Source organism: Oceanobacillus sp. FSL H7-0719, assembly GCF_045040795.1.
Taxonomy (GTDB): domain Bacteria; phylum Bacillota; class Bacilli; order Bacillales; family Amphibacillaceae; genus Oceanobacillus.
This window is the reverse complement of sequence record NZ_CP150301.1, coordinates 1,120,976-1,144,966: the sequence shown is the minus strand read 5'-3', so window position 1 is coordinate 1,144,966 and position 23,991 is coordinate 1,120,976. Positions and strand designations below refer to the sequence as shown.

28 protein-coding genes and 1 pseudogene are annotated in these 23,991 nt (G+C 37.1%); 23 read left to right on the top strand and 6 right to left on the bottom strand.

Translation table 11 applies throughout. The features are described from left to right. Positions 1–285 precede the first annotated feature (285 nt). Together NST93_RS06265 and NST93_RS06260 are read left to right on the top strand one after the other, a co-directional pair. Complete coding sequence (locus tag NST93_RS06265) at positions 286–549, top strand: phage holin family protein (RefSeq protein WP_405102275.1); 264 nt, start codon at positions 286–288, stop codon at positions 547–549. Between the two features lie 212 nt (positions 550–761). Further along, positions 762–1,604 (top strand): N-acetylmuramoyl-L-alanine amidase, encoded by an 843-nt coding sequence (locus NST93_RS06260; protein WP_405102273.1) that lies wholly within the window; start codon positions 762–764, stop codon positions 1,602–1,604. A gap of 223 nt (positions 1,605–1,827) precedes the next feature. On the opposite strand, the gene NST93_RS06255 is transcribed toward NST93_RS06260, so the two are convergent. The 5 genes and pseudogenes from NST93_RS06255 to NST93_RS06235 form a co-directional block, all read right to left on the bottom strand. Continuing rightward, positions 1,828–2,466 carry a sugar O-acetyltransferase gene (locus NST93_RS06255; protein WP_405102271.1) on the bottom strand — a complete coding sequence of 213 codons (639 nt, stop codon included), beginning with the start codon at positions 2,464–2,466 and terminating at the stop codon, positions 1,828–1,830. A 378-nt stretch (positions 2,467–2,844) separates the two neighbouring features. Next, positions 2,845–2,958 (bottom strand): annotated as a pseudogene (locus NST93_RS06250) (transposase); the annotation flags it as partial. Positions 2,959–3,059: 101 nt separating this feature from the next. After that, positions 3,060–3,275, bottom strand: coding sequence for a hypothetical protein (locus NST93_RS06245; RefSeq protein ID WP_405102269.1), 216 nt, complete (start codon positions 3,273–3,275; stop codon positions 3,060–3,062). A gap of 64 nt (positions 3,276–3,339) precedes the next feature. Further along, on the bottom strand, positions 3,340–4,047 hold the full coding sequence (locus NST93_RS06240; RefSeq protein ID WP_405102267.1) for a CPBP family intramembrane glutamic endopeptidase: 708 nt from the start codon (positions 4,045–4,047) through the stop codon (positions 3,340–3,342). 5 nt (positions 4,048–4,052) lie between these two features. Then, positions 4,053–4,502 (bottom strand): MarR family winged helix-turn-helix transcriptional regulator, encoded by a 450-nt coding sequence (locus tag NST93_RS06235; protein WP_405102265.1) that lies wholly within the window; start codon positions 4,500–4,502, stop codon positions 4,053–4,055. 643 nt (positions 4,503–5,145) lie between these two features. Between NST93_RS06235 and fapR the strand changes: the two genes are divergently transcribed. The 6 genes from fapR (at position 5,146) to rnc (ending at position 9,468) form a co-directional block, all read left to right on the top strand. Further along, positions 5,146–5,739 (top strand): transcription factor FapR, encoded by a 594-nt coding sequence (fapR, locus tag NST93_RS06230; RefSeq protein WP_405102263.1) that lies wholly within the window; start codon positions 5,146–5,148, stop codon positions 5,737–5,739. Beyond that, positions 5,723–6,718 (top strand): phosphate acyltransferase PlsX, encoded by a 996-nt coding sequence (gene plsX, locus NST93_RS06225; protein ID WP_405102261.1) that lies wholly within the window; start codon positions 5,723–5,725, stop codon positions 6,716–6,718. Before fapR ends, plsX begins: the two co-directional genes overlap by 17 nt. Positions 6,719–6,722: 4 nt before the next feature. Beyond that, the gene (gene fabD / locus NST93_RS06220; protein WP_405102259.1) at positions 6,723–7,661 is read left to right on the top strand and encodes an ACP S-malonyltransferase; all 939 of its coding nucleotides are present in this window, start codon (positions 6,723–6,725) and stop codon (positions 7,659–7,661) included. After that, entirely contained in the window at positions 7,662–8,402 is a 741-nt protein-coding gene (fabG, locus tag NST93_RS06215; protein ID WP_405102257.1) for a 3-oxoacyl-[acyl-carrier-protein] reductase, read from the top strand. Positions 8,403–8,481: 79 nt separating this feature from the next. Continuing rightward, positions 8,482–8,718 (top strand): acyl carrier protein, encoded by a 237-nt coding sequence (locus tag NST93_RS06210; protein WP_405102255.1) that lies wholly within the window; start codon positions 8,482–8,484, stop codon positions 8,716–8,718. Positions 8,719–8,781: 63 nt separating this feature from the next. Then, positions 8,782–9,468 carry a ribonuclease III gene (gene rnc / locus NST93_RS06205; protein WP_405102253.1) on the top strand — a complete coding sequence of 229 codons (687 nt, stop codon included), beginning with the start codon at positions 8,782–8,784 and terminating at the stop codon, positions 9,466–9,468. A 160-nt stretch (positions 9,469–9,628) separates the two neighbouring features. On the opposite strand, the gene NST93_RS06200 is transcribed toward rnc, so the two are convergent. Beyond that, positions 9,629–9,853, bottom strand: coding sequence for a DUF1128 domain-containing protein (locus NST93_RS06200; protein ID WP_405102251.1), 225 nt, complete (start codon positions 9,851–9,853; stop codon positions 9,629–9,631). Positions 9,854–10,059: 206 nt separating this feature from the next. On the opposite strand from NST93_RS06200, the gene smc reads away from it, so the two are divergent. The 15 genes from smc to NST93_RS06125 all read left to right on the top strand — a co-directional run bounded on the left by smc (position 10,060) and on the right by NST93_RS06125 (position 23,925). Then, positions 10,060–13,626, top strand: a complete 3,567-nt coding sequence (gene smc, locus NST93_RS06195) for a chromosome segregation protein SMC (protein WP_405102249.1) — start codon at positions 10,060–10,062, stop codon at positions 13,624–13,626. Positions 13,627–13,641: 15 nt separating this feature from the next. Next, positions 13,642–14,649 carry a signal recognition particle-docking protein FtsY gene (gene ftsY / locus NST93_RS06190; RefSeq protein WP_405102247.1) on the top strand — a complete coding sequence of 336 codons (1,008 nt, stop codon included), beginning with the start codon at positions 13,642–13,644 and terminating at the stop codon, positions 14,647–14,649. Between the two features lie 70 nt (positions 14,650–14,719). Then, positions 14,720–15,037: a putative DNA-binding protein gene (locus NST93_RS06185; protein WP_405102245.1), complete on the top strand. Its 318-nt coding sequence runs from the start codon at positions 14,720–14,722 to the stop codon at positions 15,035–15,037. Between the two features lie 13 nt (positions 15,038–15,050). Beyond that, the gene (gene ffh, locus NST93_RS06180) at positions 15,051–16,394 is read left to right on the top strand and encodes a signal recognition particle protein (RefSeq protein WP_405102243.1); all 1,344 of its coding nucleotides are present in this window, start codon (positions 15,051–15,053) and stop codon (positions 16,392–16,394) included. Positions 16,395–16,579: 185 nt separating this feature from the next. Further along, positions 16,580–16,849 (top strand): 30S ribosomal protein S16, encoded by a 270-nt coding sequence (rpsP, locus tag NST93_RS06175; protein WP_405102241.1) that lies wholly within the window; start codon positions 16,580–16,582, stop codon positions 16,847–16,849. A 14-nt stretch (positions 16,850–16,863) separates the two neighbouring features. After that, positions 16,864–17,091: a KH domain-containing protein gene (locus NST93_RS06170; RefSeq protein ID WP_405102239.1), complete on the top strand. Its 228-nt coding sequence runs from the start codon at positions 16,864–16,866 to the stop codon at positions 17,089–17,091. A gap of 86 nt (positions 17,092–17,177) precedes the next feature. Continuing rightward, positions 17,178–17,567: a YlqD family protein gene (locus tag NST93_RS06165; RefSeq protein WP_405102237.1), complete on the top strand. Its 390-nt coding sequence runs from the start codon at positions 17,178–17,180 to the stop codon at positions 17,565–17,567. A gap of 13 nt (positions 17,568–17,580) precedes the next feature. Then, positions 17,581–18,093 carry a ribosome maturation factor RimM gene (gene rimM / locus NST93_RS06160; protein ID WP_405102235.1) on the top strand — a complete coding sequence of 171 codons (513 nt, stop codon included), beginning with the start codon at positions 17,581–17,583 and terminating at the stop codon, positions 18,091–18,093. Further along, positions 18,093–18,827, top strand: a complete 735-nt coding sequence (gene trmD, locus NST93_RS06155; RefSeq protein WP_405102233.1) for a tRNA (guanosine(37)-N1)-methyltransferase TrmD — start codon at positions 18,093–18,095, stop codon at positions 18,825–18,827. Before rimM ends, trmD begins: the two co-directional genes overlap by 1 nt. Before the next feature lie 222 nt (positions 18,828–19,049). Beyond that, positions 19,050–19,394, top strand: a complete 345-nt coding sequence (gene rplS / locus NST93_RS06150; protein ID WP_405103774.1) for a 50S ribosomal protein L19 — start codon at positions 19,050–19,052, stop codon at positions 19,392–19,394. A gap of 152 nt (positions 19,395–19,546) precedes the next feature. Continuing rightward, entirely contained in the window at positions 19,547–20,110 is a 564-nt protein-coding gene (gene lepB / locus NST93_RS06145; RefSeq protein WP_405102231.1) for a signal peptidase I, read from the top strand. 9 nt (positions 20,111–20,119) lie between these two features. Then, complete coding sequence (gene ylqF, locus NST93_RS06140) at positions 20,120–20,968, top strand: ribosome biogenesis GTPase YlqF (RefSeq protein WP_405102229.1); 849 nt, start codon at positions 20,120–20,122, stop codon at positions 20,966–20,968. Positions 20,969–21,019: 51 nt separating this feature from the next. Further along, positions 21,020–21,790 (top strand): ribonuclease HII, encoded by a 771-nt coding sequence (locus NST93_RS06135; protein WP_405102227.1) that lies wholly within the window; start codon positions 21,020–21,022, stop codon positions 21,788–21,790. An 18-nt stretch (positions 21,791–21,808) separates the two neighbouring features. Further along, positions 21,809–23,656: a hypothetical protein gene (locus NST93_RS06130; RefSeq protein WP_405102225.1), complete on the top strand. Its 1,848-nt coding sequence runs from the start codon at positions 21,809–21,811 to the stop codon at positions 23,654–23,656. Continuing rightward, entirely contained in the window at positions 23,653–23,925 is a 273-nt protein-coding gene (locus tag NST93_RS06125) for an EscU/YscU/HrcU family type III secretion system export apparatus switch protein (protein ID WP_405102223.1), read from the top strand. Before NST93_RS06130 ends, NST93_RS06125 begins: the two co-directional genes overlap by 4 nt. Positions 23,926–23,991 lie beyond the last annotated feature (66 nt).

Sequence of the window (23,991 nt, the reverse complement as noted above, 5' to 3'; positions counted from 1 at the left end):
AGAACTTGCATACTTATTCCAGCTAATATATATTACTGTTTATGGAAGAGTCTCATTAGAAAAGTTTAGGTGATTCGGTTTTTCCTTCTAATAAGTGCTTCAATTGTGGAAAAAAACTGTGTATATAACAGATCGATAATAGACTTTACAGAGATTGCTCCATGCGCGTTTTGCGGCATCATGAATGCAATTAATTAACAAAAATTTTACGTATAAGCATCCTAATCGGGGTGCTTTTTCTTTTGGGGAAACACGAGAAAGTCCAACTCGAAATAGGGCAAGAAGATGAACTTAGATATTGGAGATGTAAAATTTCTTCACTTACTATTATTGATGGCATTGGGCATGAACATTAGAGATTTCAAATCTTGGAAAAACCAACATTTATATACTGGGAAGTCACTGTTTGGATATGCACGAAAGGTGGTTGTACTTGTAGTGATTATCTTGGCAAACATTGCAGATCAGATATTAGGTTTAAATGGGTGCTCACTTATGCGGAGATCCTATTTTATAATGCAAACGAGGTTTGTCTATTTTAGAAAATAAGGCCAGTTGGATGTATTGGTACCAATTAATCTAGCCGAAAAATTAAAGACAATTGACAATAGTTTCTAAACCTTGCCAGAGGAAATGAGAAAAGAATTTAGTACAAAGGAAAATGAGTAAGGAATTTTACAACAAAATTATTGATTAATCAGGTGGCTAGTCCAAACGGGCAAGCCACTTTTTAAATAAAAAATAGTAGGAGGAGATGTTTAATGAGTAAAATTTATTTAGACCCAGGACATGGTGGTACAGATCCAGGAACAACAGGAAATGGTCTGCAGGAGAAAAATGTTACTTTAACAATTGCTTTAAAAGTTCGTAGTATTTTAAATCGCGACTATGAAGGGCATTCTATCCGTATGAGCCGTACTACAGATAAAACAGTTTCATTAGCTGCACGTACCAATGAAGCTAACAGATGGGGAGCTAATCTTTTCGTATCTGTTCATATCAATGCAGGCGGCGGTGTTGGTTATGAGGACTTTATTTATAACGGCAGCGTATCTAATAATACAGCGGCTTATCGTGATAAAATCCATGAAGAAATTATTAAGCAAGTGGACTTTACTAATCGCGGTAAAAAACGCGCTAACTTCCATGTTTTACGTGAGTCAAGAATGCCAGCAGTATTAACTGAAAATGGCTTTATTGATAATGCTGGTGATGCAGCTAAGCTAAAATCAAATGCTTATTTGGACCGAATTGCACTTGGGCATGCAAATGGAATTGCTCAAGCCTTAGGATTGAAAAAGAAGTCCGGCAGTGGAGGAAATACGTATACAGTTAAGAAAGGCGACACACTTTGGAATATTGCCCAAGGACATAACATGACTGTGCAGCAACTCAAAGATTTAAATGGACTAACCAACGATACTATTTATCCTCGACAAGTTTTAAATATCAGTAAAAGAGGTGCTGTGTATCATACTGTAAAATCAGGTGAAACTCTTTGGGGAATTGCACAGCAGTATAACACTACTGTAAACGCTATTAAAAGCCTTAATAGCTTGACTGGCAATATTATTCAACCTGGTCAGAAACTAAGAGTAAAATAAATTTGAATTAAAATGAGCTTATTTTTATGGTTAAAGCCCTCGAACGCAGAACGGTTGAGGGCTTTTTTAATTCTATTATTTTTTGGAAGGGGCTTGCGCCTTCTTCGATGTCAGTTTCCAAAGATTTTTCTACGCATGGTGCAGAGAAACCTTTCCAAAAAGAAAGAAATTATCATTCGGACGTGTGTCTGCTTTTTCTGTTAAGCATATAAACCTCTCAATTTTATTCTATAATTATATTATCATCTAAAATATCAGGCTTATGTATCATGCTGTCCAGCTCAGTGATTTCCCGGATTACCTTACATGGGTTGCCAGCTGCAAAGCTATTGCTTGGAATGTCCTTTACAACTACACTTCCTGCCCCAATCACGCAATTATCCCCGATTGTTACTCCTGGACAAACAACGACATTTGCTCCGAACCAGCAATCATTGCCAATTTTAACAGGTTTGGCATAACACATGAGCTTAGGCACACCGTTTTTGTCCATAATTGCGCGGCGTTCATCTGGAAGCATTGGATGTACAGGTGTAACTATAGTCACATTTGGGCCGAAATTACAATGATCACCAATAACGACCCGTGCATCATCTTGAATGGTCAAATTAAAGTTTGCAAAGAAGTGATCGCCAATTTCTGTATGTTTTCCGTAGTGGATATAAATAGGGCCTTGTAGACGGCAATTACTTCCAATCTCATGGAAAATGTTTGAAATGATTGCTTTTCTTTTTTCAGTTTCATCTTCAAAAGTGCGGTTATATTCTGAACACAGGTTATGGGTTTTAAGCTTTATCTTTTTTAATTCCGACTTTCCAGGTGAAAAAAGTACTCCTTTAAATATCTTTTCTTCTTCTATCATTTTTCTCCTCCTAAGTGGATGTAGCGCGGGAGTGACAGGATTTTCCATTCGCTATTTCCTGCAGTTCATTGCAAAATATTAATCTATTAAATAGTTTAGCTGATGAAAAGGTTTCATTCAAGGAAGAATATAAAGAGGATTTGAAAAATAAAGGCTAATAATTATTGTTTTCTATTTTGATACCAACCCAATGTATTTTTGTATGAACGTTATACGAGTAAGTGTTCTAAAGTTCTGCTGATTTTAAAATTACTATTCACCGAATTTATTCTTGTCCACTATTATATCTTATTTACATTTGAACATATAACATTTTCCGAAAGTAGCTTCAACTTCTTTGAATTTCTTTTTACGATTTACCTTACGATATCCTTGTGTGAACAAAGTTTTGGCTCTGAGAACTTCAAAGGAGTAACCTCGACCAGTATGATTCATTGTCTTAATTAAGCGATTAAGGGACTCTGTATAAGCATTTGTGATAGGAAAAGTAAATAGTCGAATATCTCTTCTTCTCAGTTACTCATTGCTTTAATAAAACCTTTAAAGTAAGTTACTAACCCTTTAGGTAGACTTGCAAGCCAAGCCTGATAGAGTTAATAGGCTTCATCTGCCGATTTCGCTACATATATGTCAAAAGGTAAATCAAAGAATAACTGTTCTATCGCACCATGCTTGTAGAGGATAGGCACTGTGCCACATTTAGGACAATGCGAAGGAGATGGAGCTGTTGATACCACCCCAAAACGATAATCGTATTCAAATTCCTTCATGTTCTTTACTTTGAGATTAGGCAGGTTGAGCAGATCCATCTATACCATTTCCTTTCTTGTTTTAACGTCTCGGTGATTTTTGGTTTCTTAGTTTGTTTTACGTTTATTTACTATGTAACTTAACGTATTCACGATTTTGAATTGGCCACCAAATTAGATGGAATAGCATGTGGACAAATATAGCTGCTAATAATCCCCCTTGAATGAAAGCTATCCCAGCGAAAAAACCAACCCAAATGTTACCAATAATTGTATACATATACATAAGAGGTTTTGGTTGCGAGGAAACAAGTTTAATAGATGGTAAATGAACAACGGCAAACAAGACACTTGAAATGGAAATTGCAAACAATGTACCAACACGATCACCCATACTCATTAATTGAAATAACCAAATAAATAAGCTAAGCAGGCCCCATCGAAACATAACTTCTTCTACAACTCCGCCATAAAATACACGACTTAAAATACCTGTATTTACATAATGCGTTTCAATTTCCAGATAATCTGTTTTTGTCAATCTTGGCACTAAATAAATATAATAAAACAGCAAATGGCTAAGAGAACAGATAATACCTAGACCTAAACCATATAATAGAATCTGACTAATTTCTATTTGTTGAACGACATGAATCTTAGGAACAAAATAAGCACCCATCGCTGAAAATACAAGTGCTGTTAAGCAATGTGCAATTAATCGTTGCCCATCTGTCACATCATCCTCTTTTATATGTATTTTTTCCGACTGATACATAAAATAAATGCCTGGAATACAAATGGTAAACACAATAACTAAATAAATCCAATTCACTGGGGCTACTCTCCTTTTGCATTCATTTGTTCTTCCAAAATGACCTCATAGATTTTGTTCACTGCCTGTTCCAATTGACTAATTACTTCGTCATCTAGCTTAGCATAGTATGTTGATACAATTTGCTCATCTACCTTTGCATATGATTCATAAAGTTCCTTACCTTTCAAGCCAAGTGTTACGATGATTTCACGTCTTGAGTTAGGATTAATGGATCGCTCGATATAATGCTCTTTCTCTAATTTACTTAACAACTGGCTAATTGCACTTGCAGTCACATTCATCTTTTCAGCTAGTTCACTGACTGTTAATGTATTATGTTGCTGGACATGTTCGATAATTAAAGATTGCTTCGGTGTTAATTTATGTTCGAGCACTTCATCGTAGTGATGTAACAATGCGTAGTTTATCTGATCTAATGTTTGAAAAATCCCATTCATTCGCTTTTCTAGCATAAAACCCCTCACTCCATTTAGTTATATAAATAGTTTAGATGTCTAAAATGTTTTTTATGAGAATACTATAACTAAATATACATATTAATACAACCGCATAGAAGTAAAATTTATGCACTATCCTATTTGAACTCCATATAGAAATGCTGGTCTTACCATAAACTTTTGATACACAAAATAAGTGTCAGCATAATAAACATTACTGTACACTGAAACTAACAAGAGGGAGTAATCTTTCAATCTAACTTCCAAGCCTTTTTACCTAAAAATAGCTTTCAAATTTATTAATAAAAATTCAAACATTGGGATAAGCTGTCAAATAGTTAATCCGCAAAAAGCTTTTTTAAATGACAATCCTAGAAACTGAATATATAGTAGCTGCATTCATATGACGGAACATGATAAGTGTATATTAATGTATTCCACACTACTATCTGATTACCCTTAAAATATGTCCCTCCAAAGTACCCTCGAATGGTTAACCTTAAATACTTTGCTTTAATGCACACTATTTCTTAAAAAAATAGAATAAACATTGTTACCCTTGAGTTTTTGAAAATAAAATGGTACTCTTTACTAAGCATATGCCTTACTATTAGTACCAAGTCATAAATGTTAGATTAATAATGATGGACGGTGCATTATGAGGAAAACGAAAGTGGAGCGGCAGAAGCTCGTCAAAGAAAAAATTGAAGAAATGCCATTTATTACGGATGAACAGCTGGCAAATAAATTTGGAGTAAGTATCCAGACGATTCGCCTGGATCGCATGGAGCTTGGTATACCAGAAATGCGTGAAAGAATAAAATCAGTAGCTAGAGATCAATGGAATGAAACATTAAAAGCATTGCAAATTGATGAAGTTATTGGTGAAATTATTGACTTGGAGCTGGATAATCGAGCGATTTCTATTCTTGATATTACGAATGACCTTGTTTTCGCAAGAACGAAGATTGCAAGGGGGCATCATCTGTTTGCACAAGCCAATTCACTAGCTGTTGCAGTGATTAACGATGAACTTGCTTTAACAGCAAAGTCTGAGATTAAATTTACAAGACAGGTAAAGGAAGGCGAGCGAGTTATTGCGAAAGCGGTTGTAGAAGGAAAGAATGAAAAAGACCTGACAATTGTCAAAGTAAATAGCTTTGTTGACAATGAGATTGTATTTACTGGGGTTTTTCAGATGTTCCAATCCCATGAGGAAATAGGAGACAAAATAAATGAAAATAGTAATTGACGCAATGGGTGGTGACCACGCACCAAAGGAAATTGTTCTCGGGGCAGTGGAAGCTGTTTCCCAATTTGAAGATCTGTCCATCACCTTAGTTGGTGATGAGTCTAAAATAAAACCATATTTAACATCATCTAAAAATATATCGATTATACATACCGACGAAGTGATAACAGGTGATGACGAACCTGTTCGTGCAGTTCGCCGTAAAAAGAATGCTTCTCTTGTTTTAATGGCAAAAGAAGTGAAGGAGGGCAGAGCCGATGCTTGTATCTCTGCGGGGAATACAGGAGCTTTGATGAGTGCAGGTTTGTTTATTGTTGGACGTATTCCTGGCATCGCACGCCCGGCGCTAAGTCCTACATTGCCAACAATCGATGAAGATGGCTTTCTGTTTTTAGATGTTGGAGCAAATGTTGAGGCAAAACCAAGCCACCTTTTACAGTATGGAATGATGGGATCTGTTTATGCTGAAAAGGTTCGTGGCATTGACAATCCTACTGTTGGCTTGCTTAATGTTGGAACAGAAGACGGGAAGGGTAATGATATAACAAAGAAAGCATTCGAGCTTTTAGAGAAAGCGCCAATTAATTTTATTGGTAATGTAGAAGCAAGGGATTTATTTAATCATGTTGCAGATGTTGTTGTAACAGATGGTTTCAGTGGAAATGTGGCATTGAAAACAATTGAAGGTACGGCTCAGACAGTGTTTACATTATTAAAAGAAGCATTAACATCTTCATTAAAAACAAAGTTGGCTGCTGGCATGGTGAGAAATGATTTGAAATCATTGAAAAACCGCTTAGATTATTCAGAATACGGCGGTGCTGGTTTATTTGGACTTGCAGCACCTGTTATCAAGGCACACGGTTCATCGAAACAAAGAGCAATCGTGAGTGCAATCAAACAAGCTAAACATATGGTTGACAAGGATGTTACGGAAACAATACGAAAAACAGTAGAGACAATGAATATAGAGGAGTGATTCAATGAAACGTGTTGCGTTTATGTTTCCTGGCCAGGGGTCGCAAGCGGTCGGAATGGGAGAAGAATTTTATCAAACATACCCACAGGTCGAAACACTGTTTTCTCAAGCAAATGATCTGTTAAATAAAGACATAAAAAAAATTATGTTTGCTGGACCAGAAGAAACATTGACAGAAACAGAAAATGCACAGCCGGCATTATTGCTGACGAGCATTGCAATTCATCAGGTCCTTATTAATGAAGGAGTACAACCTCAAATGACTGTTGGGCACAGTCTAGGTGAATACAGTGCACTCGTAGCTGCTGGATCATTATCGATTGAAGATGCATTACCACTCGTAGCTGCTCGGGGACGCCTAATGGAACAGGCTTTCCCTAAGGGACAAGGAACAATGGCGGCCGTTCTGGGGCTTTCAGAAGCAGATATTAATGAAGTATTGGCAGGAATTACAGAAGAAGTTGTTGATATTGCTAACTTAAATTGTCCTGGTCAAGTAGTTATCTCTGGTTCAAAAGCAGGAATAGAGCTTGCAACAGAAAAACTGAAAGAGAAGGGTGCCAAACGGGTGCTTGGGTTGAATGTAAGCGGACCATTCCATTCACGTTTAATGCAAGCAGCGAATGAGGAATTTGCTAATTATCTAGAACAGGTGGAGATCAAAACAGCTTCTATTCCTGTTTATGCGAATGTATCCGCGGCTCCTGTTACGGAACAGGATAAAATTAAAGAACTTTTAATTAAGCAATTATATTCCCCAGTTCGCTTTGAAGAATCAATTCGTCATATCTTAGCTGAAAATGTTGATGCCTTTGTAGAGGTAGGCAATGGTAAAGTGCTCTCTGGACTATTGAGAAAGATTGATCGTTCAGCAAAAACTTTTGCCATACAGGATACAAAATCACTTCAAGATTTTCTTGCTTGGTATAAGGAGGAAATCTAAATGTTAAAGGGGAAAAATGCTTTAGTAACTGGTGCTTCACGAGGAATTGGACGGACAATCGCATTAGAACTAGCTAGACAAGGTGCGAACGTGGCAGTGAACTATGCTGGAAGTGAGGAAAAAGCTGAAGCTGTTGTCGAAGAACTAAAGAAATTTGGAGTAAAGGCATTTAAAATACAAGCTGATGTATCCAGGGAAACAAGTGTAAAAGCAATGGTAAAGGAAGTAATCAATCAACTGGGCAGCTTGGATATACTTGTAAATAATGCAGGTGTAACAAGAGACAATCTGTTAATGCGTATGAAGGAAGAAGAATTTGATGAAGTTATTCAGACAAATCTTAAAGGTGTGTTCCTTTGCACGAAGGCAGTAACAAGACAAATGATGAAGCAGCGTTTTGGCCGGATTGTCAATGTGGCGTCAATTGTAGGTGTGAGCGGTAATCCAGGTCAAGCTAACTATGTTGCTGCTAAAGCTGGCGTCATCGGACTTACAAAGACAGCTGCGAAGGAACTGGCATCAAGAAACATACTAGTAAATGCAGTTGCACCAGGCTTTATTTCTACAGACATGACAGATGTGCTTACGGAAGAACAGAAAGAAAAAATGCTTGCAATGATTCCGCTGGCTAAACTTGGATCACCTGAAGATGTTGCGAAGGTTGTTCGGTTTCTTGTATCAGATGATGCAAGCTATATGACTGGCCAGACGCTGCATGTTGATGGTGGAATGGTGATGTAAATTCCTGCTATGCTCTGAATAAAGCTGGAAGAAGAAGTGTAAATTATCTATACTTACTTTGAAGGGAGGTGAATGGAATATGGCAGATGTGTTTGATCGTGTAAAAGAAATCATTGTTGATCGTCTTGATGTTGAAGAAGATAAAGTAACTCTAGAGGCTTCGTTTAAAGATGACTTAGAGGCTGACTCACTTGACGTTGTTGAGCTTGTAATGGAGCTAGAGGATGAGTTTGACATGGAAATTGCTGATGAGGAAGCTGAAAATATTAATACAGTTGGTGATGCTGTTAACTACATAAACAGTGTTTCTCAATAATTAAATTGAAAGTCTCGCTAATGGCGGGACTTTCATATATTTTTCACACGAGAGGTGTACTGTATGGATGTAAGGAAACTAGAACAGCATTTAGATATTAAATTCAATCAACCTAATTTATTAAAACAGGCTTTTACCCATTCATCTTATGTGAATGAGCATAAAGGCAAGTCTTTTCATGATAATGAAAGACTTGAGTTTCTTGGTGATGCTGTCCTCGAATTAGCTGTTTCTGAGTATCTATTCAAGCAGAACGAAGAAATGCCAGAAGGAGAAATGACAAAATTGCGTGCTGCAATTGTTTGTGAACCGTCTTTAGTTGGCTTCGCAAAGGAACTTCAATTTGGTGATTATTTACTGCTTGGAAGAGGGGAAGAACAAACAGGCGGAAGAGAGCGTCCGGCTATACTTGCTGATTCATTTGAAGCGTTTTTAGGTGCATTATACCTCGATCAAGGCTATGAAAAGGCTAATAATTTTCTTGAGCAGCATATTTTTGAGAAAATAAACATTGGTGCTTTTTCGCATGCGATGGATTATAAAAGCCAGCTGCAAGAGTTTGTTCAGCAAGATAATAAACAAACGGTGGATTACCAAATTATCGAGGAAAGAGGACCTTCCCATGATAAAGAGTTTGTTGCTCAGGTTTTAATTAATGACCAGCCAACAGGCGAAGGTGCTGGAAGATCAAAAAAAGAAGCGGAACAAAGAGCAGCAAAAGCTTCTCTTGATCGATTGAAGGCTAATTAGAAATTCCTGATTAATCGATTATTGGATTATCTGCCTGATGTTGAAAAAATGAATAAGCAAACGGAACGAGCTATCATTAGCTTATTCCATTTGCTTACTTTTTCAATCATTCTGAATAAACGTTATTCATTCAGGTTTTTAGCCGATTGTTTTTATCCATTTATTTCTTGCGTATCATTGCCAGTTCATCAACAAATGCCTGTGTTTCTAAAGCGCTGAGTCTGCCCTTCTCCACAACGATTTGATGTAAAAAACGTAAATCGCTATATTTATTCAAGTCGTAGTCCTCCGGATCGAATAATCCGCGGTTAGCTACTTTAAGATGATCTGCGAGGTCATTAAGCAGTGTTGATAAGTTTTCTGCAGATGCTTGGTCTAATCCCATGAAATTCCTCCCCCAACATTCTTATACTATTAAACAATTCAATAATTGAATTATACGGATACTCTTTCATAAAGACAAGACGTTTTAACAATAACTTAGCTTCTTTTGCCAGCTGGATTGTGATAGAATAAATAAGTTGAAAACCCTATAGTAGGAAGCGATGTTTCTTATATAAATTTGCTTCTTCTATAAATAGGAGAATGAGTATGTATTTAAAAAAATTAGACAGCGTCGGCTTTAAGTCGTTTGCTGAACGAATAACAATTGAATTTGTTCCTGGAGTAACCGCAGTAGTCGGGCCCAATGGAAGTGGAAAAAGTAATATTACCGATGCGATACGCTGGGTGCTTGGTGAGCAATCAGCAAAATCCTTACGTGGTTCAAAAATGGAAGATATTATTTTCCAGGGAAGTGATACACGAAAAGCGTTAAACGTAGCAGAAGTTACTTTAGTTTTAGATAATCAAGATAAAGCAGTTTCTTTAGATTATGATGAAATCAGTGTAACGAGAAGAGTTTATCGCTCAGGCGAGAGTGAATTTTATATTAATAAGCAATCTAGTCGTTTAAAGGATATTATTGATTTGTTCATGGATTCTGGACTTGGCAGGGAAGCTTTTTCTATCATCAGTCAAGGTAAAGTTGAAGAAATTCTAAGCTCAAAAGCTGAAGAGCGCCGAACAATTTTTGAAGAAGCTGCTGGGGTTCTAAAATATAAACAGCGGAAGAAAAAGTCGGAATATAAGCTTGCCGAAACACAGGAAAACTTAAATCGTGTTGAGGATATTATCTATGAGATTGAATCACAGATTGAGCCATTGGAAAGACAAAGCAATACAGCAAAGCGCTACTTGGAATTAAAAGATACACTCAAGGAAAAGGAAATTTCTTTTCTTGTTGCAGAGATTGAAGAGCTACATAATAGATGGACAGCCTTACAGCAATCCATCAAAGAAGAAAAAGACAAAGAACTGGGACTTAAAACTGAAATCCATAAGAAGGAAATTTGGATTGAGGAACAGAAATACAGGAATCAAAAGTTAGATGAAGTGATTGAGAAATTGCAGGAGAGATTGTTGTACTCAACAGAACAACTGGAAAAACTAGAGGGGAAGAAACAACTCTTTTCAGAGCGATCCAAGCATTTCGATGAAAATAAGCAAATGCTGACTGAACAAAAGCAAGAAGCAGAATTAAAAATAAATACCCAGAAGAAGCAGCTGACTGAAGAAAAAGATAAGCTCAAGCAGCTTCAAGCAGAAAGAACAGCATCTAAAAATACAATTAAGCAATTAGAAGATAAGCTTGGAAGAAGCCGGGAAAAATTATTTGACCAAATTGAGGAACTTAAATCTGTATTTATTGAGTACCTGAATGAACAAGCAGCTGTTCGTAATGAAATGCAATCGATTGAAAGACAATTAAATCAAATCAATGGAAAAAACGAAACAAAAACTCAAAAGTTTCAGGGCACGCTTCAATTGAGGGAAGAATTATTGTCAGAAAAAGATGTTGCGGAAAAGAGTTTGACAGAACAACAAGATATTCATGCGAAAAAGGAACAGTTAATCAGACAGCTGAAAACTACCCTGGAAAGTGAAAGAAAACTTTTTCAAGAATTACAAACAAAGCTTTATCAAGGTTACCAATATATTGAAAAAATGAAATCAAAAAAAGAAATGCTGGAAGAAATGAAGGAAGATTTCCAAGGATTCTTTCATGGAGTAAAGGCAATTTTAAAGGCTAGAGAAGACAACAAGCTCGCACAAATTGAAGGCGCAGTTATTGAGTTAATTGATGTTCCTAAAGAATATATAACTGCAATTGAAACTGTACTGGGTGGGCAAGCACAGCATATTGTTGTGCAAAATGAAGCAGCTGCAAGAGCTGCGATTTCGTGGTTGAAAAAAACAAATAATGGAAGAGCAACCTTCCTGCCTTTAAATACAATCCAGGAAAGATTTGTTCCCGATAATATATTGCATAAGGCAGAATCCCATAGCGGATTTATCGGAGTTGCTGCGAAATTAGTCAAAACAGATGTGAGCTATCTTCGTGCAGTCAATCATTTAATGGGACATGTAATCATTGCTGAATCATTAAAGGACGCTACGGAGATTGCTGCGCTAACTGGCAGAAGATACCGGGTCGTTACTTTAGATGGAGATGTTGTAAATCCAGGAGGTGCAATGTCTGGCGGAGCAGCAAAGAAAACAAATCAATCCTTATTCACCCGTGAGAAGGATCTGGAAGAAATCAAGGAAAAATTAATAAATTACGAAGCGCGTACAACTGAATTTGCTGCAAAAGTAGAGCGGCAAAGAGAAAAGATGGAAACTACAGCTGCTTCACTTGAACAGGCAGAGAACACAATTAATGATGAGCAACGCAAACTTCAGGAATTGCAAACCGCTAATCATGAATTGGAAATGAAATTAAAATCGCTTAACGACAGTCTTTCCATATATGACCAAGAAGAAAAACAGTATAAAGAAGATACACAATACTTCAGTCAAAGAAAACTGGAGCTTAAAGAAGATTTAGAAGAACTTAAAATGAAGCTAGAAGAAACACAAGTGGAGATTGACAAACTAACACTGGAAGAATCCCGATTTAAAGAGAACCAGGAGCAATTACAAGAAAAGCTTCATGAAAACAAGCTTACACTTGCGAAACAGCAAGAGCGCTATCGAAATCAAGCAGATCAGGTAGATCGTCTGGAACAACAACTACAGACGGATTCTAAACTACTAAAAGAATATGCAACGAAATTGACTGATCTTGTGCAAATTGCTGCTGGTGATGAAACAGAAGAAGAGATAGACCAAGCGATTGAAGTGGAAAAAGTAAATAAAACAGACTTGACAAGCAATATACAGGAGAAACGTGCAGAACGTTCTGATAGAGCTGGAAAGATTGATGATGAAGAAAGGGAGTTAAGGGAAGAGAACAAGCGTTATCAAGTAATTCTCTCTTCCATTCAGCAAAAAGAGGTTCAAGTAAACCGCTTGGATGTTGATTTAGAAAATCGTTTAAGTCATCTTGAAACGGAGTATACAATCACTTTTGAAAAAGCAAAGCAAGTATATAAAAAAGCAGAAGATATGCAACGTGCTGAAAATGAAGTACAGGAATTGAAACAGCAAATCTCAAACCTAGGAACAGTTAACCTTGGTGCAATTGATGAATTTGAACGGATTTCTGAAAGGTATCAATTCTTGACAAAACAGCAAACAGATCTGATTACTGCAAAAGATACACTTTATAACGTGATTGCAGAACTTGATGAAGAGATGAAACAGCGTTTTGAACAGACATTTGACGCAATCAAAGGAGAATTTGCGGTTGTGTTTAAAGAGCTCTTTGGCGGCGGGAAAGCAGAACTGAAACTAACAGACCCGAACCATATTTTAGATACGGGCGTGGATATTATTGCACAGCCTCCAGGGAAAAAATTACAGCATCTTGGTCTTCTTTCAGGAGGAGAACGCGCACTTACAGCGATTGCACTATTATTTGCAATTTTACGCGTGCGTCCAGTTCCGTTCTGTATCCTGGACGAGGTGGAAGCCGCGCTGGATGAAGCGAATGTTTCCCGTTTTGCTAAATATGTAAAAATGTACAGTGAGAAAACACAATTCATTGTAATTACACATCGAAAAGGAACAATGGAAGAAGCGGATGTATTGTATGGAGTGACGATGCAGGAATCTGGTGTATCACGTTTAGTCTCTGTTAAATTAGAAGAAACGCGAGACCTCATTAAATCATAAGGAGGAATTGGATAGATGGGTTTTTTAGACAAATTTAAAAAACGCTTTAAGCAAGAGGAACAGGCAGAGGAAGTTACAGAGAAATACAAAGAAGGCATGAAGAAAACACGTGGAGTTTTTTCGGGGAAAATTAATGACTTACTTGCCAGATATCGTAAGGTAGATGAAGACTTTTTTGAAGAGCTGGAAGAAGTGTTGATATCTGCTGATGTTGGTGTCACTACGGTCATGGACTTGATTGATGAACTGGAAATGGAAGTAAAACGCCAAAACATTAAAGATACGAGTGAGATGAAAGAAGTTATTTCTGAAAAATTGGTGGAAATCTATTATGGTGAAGATGATGAAGAAATGGAAGGATTACATCTTCAGGAAAATGGAATGACCGTCATTCTTGTTGTTGGGGTCAATGGAGTAGGTAAAACAACTTCAATTGGCAAACTCGCACATCAATTAAAAGCCCAAGGCAAAAAAATCGTCTTAGCAGCAGGAGATACATTCCGGGCAGGAGCGATTGAGCAGCTTGAAGAGTGGGGAAAGCGTGCTGATGTGGAAGTTATTAAACAGAGTGCAGGCAGTGATCCTGCTGCAGTGATTTATGACGGTATTCGCGCTGCTAAATCCCGTGAAGCAGATGTTTTGATTTGCGATACTGCAGGAAGGTTACAAAATAAAGTAAATTTAATGAATGAATTGGAAAAAATAAAGCGTGTTATTGAACGGGAAGTTCCTGGAGCACCTCATGAAGTGTTGTTAGTATTGGATGCCACGACAGGACAGAATGCACTGACACAGGCAAAAACATTTTCACAGGCAACGAATGTTACAGGGATTGTTTTAACGAAGCTTGACGGAACAGCAAAAGGTGGAATTGTCTTAGCGATCCGTAAAGAACTTAACATACCAGTGAAGTATGTTGGACTGGGAGAACAAGTAGGGGATTTACAGGAATTTGAAGCCTCCGCATTTGTTTACGGTCTATTCGCAGATATGCTTGAAGAAGAACAATCAGAAGAAGTGTAATCTTGACAGTAAACAGTTATATTCGTTATGATGATTTGTAAAGAGATTTCACTTAACAAGGAGCGTTTCTATGCTTGCTAAAACGACGCGAATTAATTTTCTATTTGACTTTTATCATGAATTATTAACACCGAAACAGCAGAAATATATGCAAATGTATTACTTGGAAGATCTTTCACTGAGTGAGATTTCAGAACTGTTTTCCGTTTCCCGGCAAGCGGTTTATGACAATATTAAACGAACTGAAGCCATGCTTGAATCCTATGAGGATAAATTACTTCTATATGATAAATTCAGGCAGCGAGCTGAGATTATTGGCAAATTGGAAGACTGTAGCGAAAGTCCAGTAATAAAGAGTTTGCTTCAACAATTAAAAGAATTAGATTAGGAGGACACCTTCTATGGCATTTGAAGGCTTAGCCGAACGGTTGCAAGATACAATCAAGAAGATTACTGGTAAAGGCAAGGTATCTGAGCAAGATATTAAAGTGATGTCTCGTGAAATACGACTTGCATTACTTGAGGCTGACGTTAATTTTAAGGTTGTTAAAGATTTAATTAACCGTATTAAAGAACGTGCAGTCGGTCAAGAAGTAATGGAAAGCTTAACACCGGGACAGCAGGTTATTAAGATTGTAAGAGATGAATTAACAGACTTAATGGGGGGCGAAAACAGTAAAATTGCTGTTGCTGATCGTCCGCCGACAGTTATTATGATGGTTGGTCTGCAAGGAGCGGGTAAAACAACGACTTCTGGGAAGCTTGCCAATCTATTAAGAAAGAGTCATAATCGCAAGCCGCTTCTCGTTGCTTGTGACGTTTATCGCCCGGCAGCGATTAAACAATTAGAAACATTGGGTGAACAGCTAGACATGCCTGTGTTTTCTTTAGGTACGGAAGCAAACCCTGTTGATATTGCAAAACAGGCAATCGATAAGGCAAAAGAAGAGCATCTCGATTACGTCATTATTGATACAGCGGGACGCTTGCATGTGGATACAGATCTAATGAATGAATTGCAAGAAATCAAAGAAATGGTTACCCCAGATGAAATCTTCCTTGTAGTGGATGCAATGACAGGGCAGGATGCAGTGAATGTTGCTGAGAGCTTTAATGAACAATTAGATGTTACTGGGGTTGTTCTTACGAAGCTTGACGGGGATACTCGTGGTGGAGCAGCTTTATCTATTAAAGCTGTTACAGATAAACCGATTAAATTTGCGGGTATGGGTGAAAAGCTTGATCAATTAGAAGCATTCCATCCAGAACGGATGGCTTCAAGAATTCTTGGTATGGGAGATGTGCTCTCACTTATTGAAAAGGCACAAACAAACGTTGATGAGAAAAAGGCCAAAGAGCTTGAAGAAAAAATGCGGTCCATGTCATTTACATTTGATGACTTTTTAGAACAAATGGAACAAGTAAAAAGCATGGGACCACTGGATGAATTACTCGGCATGCTTCCTGGTGCTGGTAAAATGAAAGGCTTGAAAAATGCGCAGGTTGATGAACGACAGCTAGCCCAAGTAGAGGCGATTGCCAAGTCAATGACAAGCAAAGAACGCCAAGAGCCAAGCATTATTAATGCAAGCCGTAAAAAGAGAATTGCTAAAGGATCCGGAACTACCGTTTCACAAGTAAACAGGTTATTAAAGCAATTCGATGAAATGAAAAAAATGATGAAACAAATGACAAATATGCAAAAAGGAAAAAAAGGAAAAGGTATGAAATTACCTTTTATGTAAGTGATTTTATTGCAAATCACTTCACTTTTAAACATGATGTAATAGGTGTTAATAAAGGATAGATATAAGAAATTTGTATAAATCATAATAAAAATATATTTGTAATGTAAAAACACTTTACAGACTGTTTTTTTTCTGATAGAATCTAAACTTGTGAGTAACTTTTTTATTGGAGGTGCAATTAAATGGCAGTTAAAATTCGTTTAAAACGTATGGGTTCAAAAAGAAATCCATTTTATCGTATCGTTGTAGCTGATTCTCGTTCTCCTCGTGATGGACGTCAAATCGAACAAATCGGAACATATAACCCGGTTGTTAGCCCGGTTGAAGTTAAGATTGATGAAGAAAAGGCACTTAAATGGATGGCAAATGGCGCTAAGCCAAGTGATACAGTTCGTAACTTATTCTCAAGCGAAGGCATCATGAAGAAATTTCATGAGCAAAAAAATAAGTAAAGTAGTGTGATACGATGAAAGCCCTAATCGAAACTATTGTCACTTCTTTAGTTGATTATCCAGAGGATATCATTGTAACTGAAAAAGAAGAAGAAACGAAAATCGTTTATCATCTTCAAGTAAACGGAGAAGATGTAGGCAAAGTGATTGGCAAAAATGGACGTATTGCAAAAGCAATCCGAACAATTGTATATGCAACGAAAACGGATGGAAATAAACGTATCTATCTAGATATAATGTAAAGGGAAAGGGGTCTTTATGGCCCGTCTTTCCCTTTTTAAAATTTTATAAAAGTCTGAACTTCTTTTTCTGAGAGTGAGGGAGAACAATGGAAATAGTGAAGAAAATCCTAATTAAGCAGATCATTACAGAAAAGAGCAAGGAAAATATCAGAAGTAACTTTCAGGAACAGAAAATGCGACTTGAACAAGAGTGTCAACAGCTGCTTTTTGAAAAACGTAAACTGCAGAATAAACCGGGAGTTCCCAAGCAAGAGATAGCTCATCGATTTCAAGATGAAATAGATAGACGAAAAGAAGAAATTAAACTAATTGATTTTAAAGAAGAGCAGTTAGAACTTCTTGATGTCGGCAGTGAAATTGTAGAAGGTGAAGTTGAAGCTCTTGTTGAAGTAAGTGTTGGCGCAGATTGGGATGAGGTATTGAGAACCCAGGCGATTGTCGTTCAAGATAATATCGTTGTGCGAATTGATAAGTAGGCAGGTGGAGTAAATGACAGATAAAATGTTTAATATAGGAAAAATCGTTAATACCCATGGTATACGTGGTGAAGTGAAAGTTAAAAGAATAAGTGACTTCGAGGAAAGGTTTACTTCCGGTGAAAAGGTTTATTTAGAAACTGAGACAGAACTTATTCCGTTAACAATCGCTGCACATCGAGTACATAAGGGCTTTGATTTAATTCAGTTTGAAGAATTTAATAATATTAACGATGTTGAGAAATATAAAGGCATGATGCTGCAGATTAAAGAAACACAGCTGACGGAATTAACCGAACACGAATTTTATTATTATGAGATTATCGGCTGTGAAGTGTTTACTTTAGATGGTGAGATCGTTGGAAAAGTAAAAGAAATTCTTGCGCCTGGTGCTAATGATGTCTGGGTTGTGCAGCGAAAGGGCAAAAAGGATGCACTTATACCCTATATAGGGCAAGTTGTTAAAGAAATTGATGTTCAGAATAAAAAGGTTAGAATTGAACCAATGGAAGGATTGCTTGATTGATGCATATTGATGTACTGACATTGTTTCCAGAAATGATTGAAGGTGTCTTTGAGTCTTCCATATTAAAGAAAGCTCAAGAAAAAAATAAGTTATCTTATAATCTCGTGAATTTTAGAGATTTTACTGCAAATAAACATAATAAGGTTGATGATTATCCTTATGGTGGCGGAGCGGGCATGGTACTCACACCACAGCCTATTTTTGATGCTGTAGATTCATTGACAATGAATAAGGAAATAGTACCAAGGATTGTTTTGATGTGTCCTCAAGGAGAACCATATACTCAGCAAAAAGCAGAGGAATTAGCAGAAGAGGAGCATCTGATTTTTATATGCGGCCATTACGAAGGCTATGATGAACGCATTCGCCAAGAACTTGTAACAGATGAAATATCAATTGGTGATTATGTATTAACAGGCGGCGAACTTGGTGCAATGGTTGTTGTTGACAGTGTTGTGCGCTTACTTCCAGAAGTGCTTGGAAATCAGGATTCTGCACCGCAAGATTCATTTTCAACAGGGTTACTGGAGCATCCGCATTATACAAGACCAGCTGAATTTCGTGGTATGAAGGTGCCGGAAATTCTCCTGTCAGGTGACCACGGCAAAATCGAGACATGGCGTAAAGCACAATCGCTCAAACGCACTAAACAACGTCGGCCGGATCTGTTAGAAAACTATCAGCTGACAAAAGAAGAACAACAGCTGCTAGCAGAACTGAATAATGAAGAATAACATAATAGTTTATTCAAGAATCACCACACAGCAAGCTTAACATACAGAGTTTATCAAGCTTGCTGTGCAAAGTGAAATGAAAAAAATCCAAATAAACTTTGCGAAAAATGTTGAATAAAATTGCTCTTTATGGTATATTAATTGTTGTGCTTATGCACATATAAACGATGTTCCGCTGTTCGGAAGAGAATGATGAACATTGGTTTGGAAGGAGTGAAGCAAATGCAAAATCTTATTGCAGAAATCACAAAAGATCAGCTTCGTACAGATCATCCGGAATTCCGTTCTGGAGACACAGTAAAAGTACACGTTAAGGTCGTTGAGGGAACACGCGAACGTATTCAGATTTTCGAAGGTGTTGTAATCAAACGTCAAAACGGCGGAATTAGTGAAACATTTACAGTAAGAAAAATTTCTTACGGTGTAGGTGTTGAGCGTACTTTCCCAGTACATTCGCCACGAATTGATAAAATTGAAGTTACTCGTCGTGGTATCGTACGTCGTGCTAAGTTATATTACCTGCGTAATCTTCGCGGTAAAGCTGCACGTATTAAAGAACGTAGATAATTCCAAAACAAATATATTTTTAAAACAAGAAAGGAGCTTGGACAAATATGTTCAGGCTCCTTTTAATATACTCTCAGTGCGGGTAAGATGTTATAATAATACATAATATAAAAATTATAATATTAAAGGAAAACGATGTCGGAGGGGAATATATGGCTAAAAAGAAAAAGAATGAATGGTTTGAATGGTTGAAAGCATTGCTGGTTGCGTTGGGAGTTGCTCTAGTCGTGCGGATGTTTCTATTTGCTCCAATTATTGTTGATGGACCATCCATGCTGCCAACCTTGCATGACCGTGATCAAATGATTGTGAATAAGTATAAATACTATTTTAATGAACCTGAGCGTTTCGATATCGTTGTTTTCCACGCATCCTCGCAAAAGGATTTTATTAAACGGGTAATCGGTCTTCCAGGAGAGCATGTCGCTGTCATTGAAAACGTATTATACATTGATGGAGAACCGGTTGAAGAAAGTTTCCTGCCAGATAATCAAGAGGAATTAAGTTCATTTCAAGCTGTTCGCAATGATTTTGTGCTGGAGGAACTGCCAGGGGAATATACAGTAGTCCCTGACGGCCATGTTCTTGTTTTAGGTGATAATCGAGGGAATTCCACGGACAGCAGAATGCTGGGTGTGATTCCAACAGATCAAATCGTAGGGAAAGCCAGTTTAATATACTGGCCGTTTGAGCGTATACAATTTGTAGGAGAGTAGGGATTTTTTATGCCAATACAATGGTTTCCTGGTCATATGGCGAAAGCTAAACGTGAAGTAGAGGAGAAATTAAAGCTGGTGGACTTTGTTATCGAGCTTGTCGATGCAAGAGCACCACTTTCCTCAGAAAATCCAATGTTGCATCAAGTACTGCAATCAAAGGATAAAATGGTTGTTTTAATGAAGCGTGACTTAGCTGATCCCAAAATGACCGAAAGCTGGCTAAATTATTATAAAAAACATGATATACCTGCAATTGCAATAGATGCGAATGATAAATCGGATATCAAAAGAGTAATTAACTTAGCAAAAGAACTGGGGCAAAAGAAAGTTGCAAAACTTGCAGCTAAAGGGATTAAACCGCGAGCGCATCGTGCAATGATTATTGGAATCCCTAATGTAGGAAAATCAACATTAATTAATCGACTCGCAAACAAAAAAGCTGCGAAGACAGGTGATCGACCAGGTATTACAAAGCAACAGCTATGGATAAAAATCGGAAAAGATTTCGAATTGCTTGATACTCCTGGAATACTATGGCCAAAGTTTGAAGATCAAACGGTAGGAGAGCGTTTAGCTGCAATAGGCACGATTAAAGATCAGGTGCTTTCATTGCAAGATATTGTTGTATTCGTTATTCGTTTTATGAAAAAACACTATCCTGCATTGTTGGAAGACAGGTTCGGCATAACGCAGGAGATGGACGATATGTATGAAGTCTTCGAGTTAATTGGAAAAAGGCGAGGAGCCTTGGAAAGTGGCGGAGAAGTTAACTTTGACAAAGTATCTGATTTATTCTTACGTGATTTACGAACAGGCAAATTAGGAAGAGTAACATTAGAACAACCAGAGGGATAATTCGTGTGTGTACAATTTATAGATAGATGATAAAAAGAAATAGGTGTTTTAATGGGGAAAAAATCAATTGCTGTTATAAGACAGTTATTTATCGACGAAAAAGTTGATGAAGCAATGATGGAAGAACTAAAAAAAGATGACCGAAAAGGTGTCCAGCTCTTAATTGCTAAACATGAAAAAGAAAAACTGAAATTAAAAAAACTGGCTGCGGATTTTGTTGAAATGCAGCGCTTTGAAAATGAAGCAAGAAGAAATGGGTATCATTATATTGCTGGGGTAGATGAAGCTGGTCGCGGACCATTAGCTGGTCCTGTAGTAGCAGCAGCCGTAATATTGCCAGTCGATTTTACATTGCTGGGATTGAACGATTCCAAGCAATTAACCGAAAAGCAAAGAGAAGGATTTTTTGAAATTATTAAGGAAAAGGCAATTAGCTGGGGAGTCAGTATCATTTCCAATGAACAAATTGATCAAATGAACATCCTTGAAGCAACAAAATTAGCGATGCATGACGCAATTCTTGATTTAACGATTCGCCCTGATCATGTATTAATTGATGCAGTAAGGTTAAACGGGTTGGAATGCTCTTCGCAAGCCTTAATTAAAGGAGATGCAAACAGTGTTTCTATTGCAGCTGCTAGTATTATCGCCAAAGTAACGAGAGATCGCTTAATGAAAGAAATACATAAACAGTATCCAATGTATGATTTTATTGCAAATATGGGTTATGGTACGAAAAAGCATATGGAAAGCTTAAAGGAATATGGTGCATCTCCTTATCATCGTAAATCCTTTGCACCAGTTCAGAAAGTGCTTTTTTAGCGAAAGGAAGAATGTATCTTGAATTTATATCGAGTTACAAATACGAATAATTTAACAAAGCTTGTATCTCCAAGCGAGCAAACGCTCCGGCCAGGACAAATTATTCAAGGGAAGATATTGAGGTTGTTTCCGGAGAATAAAGCAGAAATCCTACTAGGGAAAGAACGTCTGATTGCGAGTCTTGAAGTAGGGTTACAAGCTGGCGGGAAATATCATTTTCAGGTCCAGTCTATTGCTGAATCAATCCAATTAAAGGTAATGGGTGAGAAGTTACAAGGAGAAGGAGAAGCTGACATCGGACGGCTTCTCAGTCAGCTTGGTTTAAAGGAGTCCAAGCCGAATTTAAACCTGTTGGCAACCCTCACGCGCTTGAAAATTCCATTTGATAAACAACAGCTAACTCAAGCAGTCCACCTTTTAAAGGAGGAAAAAAACAAGCCCGCCGCTATTAAAATACTTACCGAAATGATTGCACAAAAACTGCCAATAAAAGATTCGTTTTTTAAAGCACTGTTTGCAAGTAATAATAATACATTAAGTGAGCAATTACAAACTGTAGTACAACAAATACAAAATAATACTGATTCTAGCATATCAAAATTAACGGCAGAAGCAGTGGTGAAAGATTCTCAAGCTTCATCAATGAAGATGGCAGAAGCGAACTTGTTAAGAACCCTAAATGGGTTAATCGGTGAACCAATGTCATTTAAAGCTGCATTTGTTGAGGAAATATTGGGAAGGCAACCAATGCAAACACAAAACCTATTTCGGACATTGCAAGGACTTGGACTAAGTAACCTTCACACTGAATTTCCAAAATGGGTTTCTGAATGGACGGCATTTAGCAAAAAAGATAACATAACAGCTGCCGCACTGCCATTACAAATAAATGAACAAGAAATGATTCAAATACTATCCAGAATAAGTGAACAGAGACCAGCTTTTAACGAAGCGGTTAAGACTTTCTTAAATCGATGGGATCAGCAGCTGAATTTTCATCAGCTTATAAATGCTAGTATGTCAAAAGAAGATTTCAATCGTTTAATGTCTGATTTTCAAAAAGAAATACTTCCATTCTTTCAGGAAAACAAGCAGCCGACTATGAAACAGCTTATAAATACACCTGAATCACTTGGCGCTTTTCATTCAGCAATAAAAGCTTTAGCAACTGGTGAAGAACTGTCACGTTTAATTCAAGTTTTACAAAAATCAATGAGTGATGAGCAATTTATGAGCTTAGAGCCAAAACAACAGTTTTTACAACTGCAAAAATCCGCAGTAAATACATTAGGGCTAAATTATGAGAGTCAGCTTATGACGGAGAAGGACCAATTTAACCAAACGGAAACAATAAAAGGGATGCTTCTGCAATTAGTAGCAAACCCGTCAGAAACAGTCACACAGGACTCAAAGACACAGCTGCTTCATCTAATCAATGGTATTCAACTGCAAAGTGTGCAAGAAACCCAGACAATGGTCCAAGCAAATCTGCAAATTCCAGCTGAGCGTTTAGGGCTGGTAAAAGATCTTGAGCTGGAGTTTGAAGGCAAGAAAAATAATAATGGGGAAATTAATCCGGACTATTGTCGGATTTTATTTTATTTAGAATTAGGGAATCTGAAAGAAACAATTATTGATTTAAATATCCAGCAGCGCATGGTTTCATTGACGGTTTTTAATAATCACGAAGCAATTAAAGCTGCAGCAGAACTATTTAAGGATAAACTTGAGAAGAATTTAGAATCGATGAATTATAAATTATCAGCACTTTATTATAAAAAGATTGAAGAAAAAGAAAGACAGGAATCACTATCGGAAACTTCCTTCAATGCTTCTAATCAGCAAGGGGTTGATTATAGAATATGAGCGAGAAACCTAGAAAAGCTGCTTCTTTGCGATATAATCAGGATAAAGATTTTGCTCCAATTGTTGGTGCGGCTGGTAAAGGTTATATTGCAGATGAAATTATTAAACTGGCGGAAGAAAATAATATTCCTATTGTTGAAGACACATCTTTAGCAGAAATTTTAGCTGAGTTAAATATTAATGAATATATACCGGAAGAACTTTATCAGTTAGTGGCAGAAGTTTTTGCCTTTATCTATCAAACAGACAAAAAAACTATCAAAAATTGATAGTTTTTTTGTTTTTTTAAGAAATCTTGCTATCTTAATTCTTGTGGAAACGATTTTAATCTAATA

Excerpts from the sequence above, each read along its gene's own strand:
- rimM (WP_405102235.1), top strand. The coding sequence starts at position 17,581 with ATGACAGATAAAATGTTTAATATAGGAAAAATCGTTAATACCCATGGT.
- NST93_RS06245 (WP_405102269.1), bottom strand. The coding sequence starts at position 3,275 with ATGGATCTGCTCAACCTGCCTAATCTCAAAGTAAAGAACATGAAGGAA.
- ftsY (WP_405102247.1), top strand. The coding sequence starts at position 13,642 with ATGGGTTTTTTAGACAAATTTAAAAAACGCTTTAAGCAAGAGGAACAG.
- trmD (WP_405102233.1), top strand. The coding sequence starts at position 18,093 with ATGCATATTGATGTACTGACATTGTTTCCAGAAATGATTGAAGGTGTC.
- lepB (WP_405102231.1), top strand. The coding sequence starts at position 19,547 with ATGGCTAAAAAGAAAAAGAATGAATGGTTTGAATGGTTGAAAGCATTG.
- ylqF (WP_405102229.1), top strand. The coding sequence starts at position 20,120 with ATGCCAATACAATGGTTTCCTGGTCATATGGCGAAAGCTAAACGTGAA.
- NST93_RS06135 (WP_405102227.1), top strand. The coding sequence starts at position 21,020 with ATGGGGAAAAAATCAATTGCTGTTATAAGACAGTTATTTATCGACGAA.
- NST93_RS06170 (WP_405102239.1), top strand. The coding sequence starts at position 16,864 with ATGAAAGCCCTAATCGAAACTATTGTCACTTCTTTAGTTGATTATCCA.
- NST93_RS06200 (WP_405102251.1), bottom strand. The coding sequence starts at position 9,853 with ATGGGATTAGACCAAGCATCTGCAGAAAACTTATCAACACTGCTTAAT.
- NST93_RS06125 (WP_405102223.1), top strand. The coding sequence starts at position 23,653 with ATGAGCGAGAAACCTAGAAAAGCTGCTTCTTTGCGATATAATCAGGAT.
- smc (WP_405102249.1), top strand. The coding sequence starts at position 10,060 with ATGTATTTAAAAAAATTAGACAGCGTCGGCTTTAAGTCGTTTGCTGAA.
- plsX (WP_405102261.1), top strand. The coding sequence starts at position 5,723 with ATGAAAATAGTAATTGACGCAATGGGTGGTGACCACGCACCAAAGGAA.
- NST93_RS06235 (WP_405102265.1), bottom strand. The coding sequence starts at position 4,502 with ATGCTAGAAAAGCGAATGAATGGGATTTTTCAAACATTAGATCAGATA.
- NST93_RS06265 (WP_405102275.1), top strand. The coding sequence starts at position 286 with ATGAACTTAGATATTGGAGATGTAAAATTTCTTCACTTACTATTATTG.
- ffh (WP_405102243.1), top strand. The coding sequence starts at position 15,051 with ATGGCATTTGAAGGCTTAGCCGAACGGTTGCAAGATACAATCAAGAAG.
- rpsP (WP_405102241.1), top strand. The coding sequence starts at position 16,580 with ATGGCAGTTAAAATTCGTTTAAAACGTATGGGTTCAAAAAGAAATCCA.
- fabG (WP_405102257.1), top strand. The coding sequence starts at position 7,662 with ATGTTAAAGGGGAAAAATGCTTTAGTAACTGGTGCTTCACGAGGAATT.
- rplS (WP_405103774.1), top strand. The coding sequence starts at position 19,050 with ATGCAAAATCTTATTGCAGAAATCACAAAAGATCAGCTTCGTACAGAT.
- fabD (WP_405102259.1), top strand. The coding sequence starts at position 6,723 with ATGAAACGTGTTGCGTTTATGTTTCCTGGCCAGGGGTCGCAAGCGGTC.
- rnc (WP_405102253.1), top strand. The coding sequence starts at position 8,782 with ATGGATGTAAGGAAACTAGAACAGCATTTAGATATTAAATTCAATCAA.
- NST93_RS06165 (WP_405102237.1), top strand. The coding sequence starts at position 17,178 with ATGGAAATAGTGAAGAAAATCCTAATTAAGCAGATCATTACAGAAAAG.
- NST93_RS06255 (WP_405102271.1), bottom strand. The coding sequence starts at position 2,466 with ATGATAGAAGAAGAAAAGATATTTAAAGGAGTACTTTTTTCACCTGGA.
- NST93_RS06260 (WP_405102273.1), top strand. The coding sequence starts at position 762 with ATGAGTAAAATTTATTTAGACCCAGGACATGGTGGTACAGATCCAGGA.
- NST93_RS06210 (WP_405102255.1), top strand. The coding sequence starts at position 8,482 with ATGGCAGATGTGTTTGATCGTGTAAAAGAAATCATTGTTGATCGTCTT.
- fapR (WP_405102263.1), top strand. The coding sequence starts at position 5,146 with ATGAGGAAAACGAAAGTGGAGCGGCAGAAGCTCGTCAAAGAAAAAATT.
- NST93_RS06185 (WP_405102245.1), top strand. The coding sequence starts at position 14,720 with ATGCTTGCTAAAACGACGCGAATTAATTTTCTATTTGACTTTTATCAT.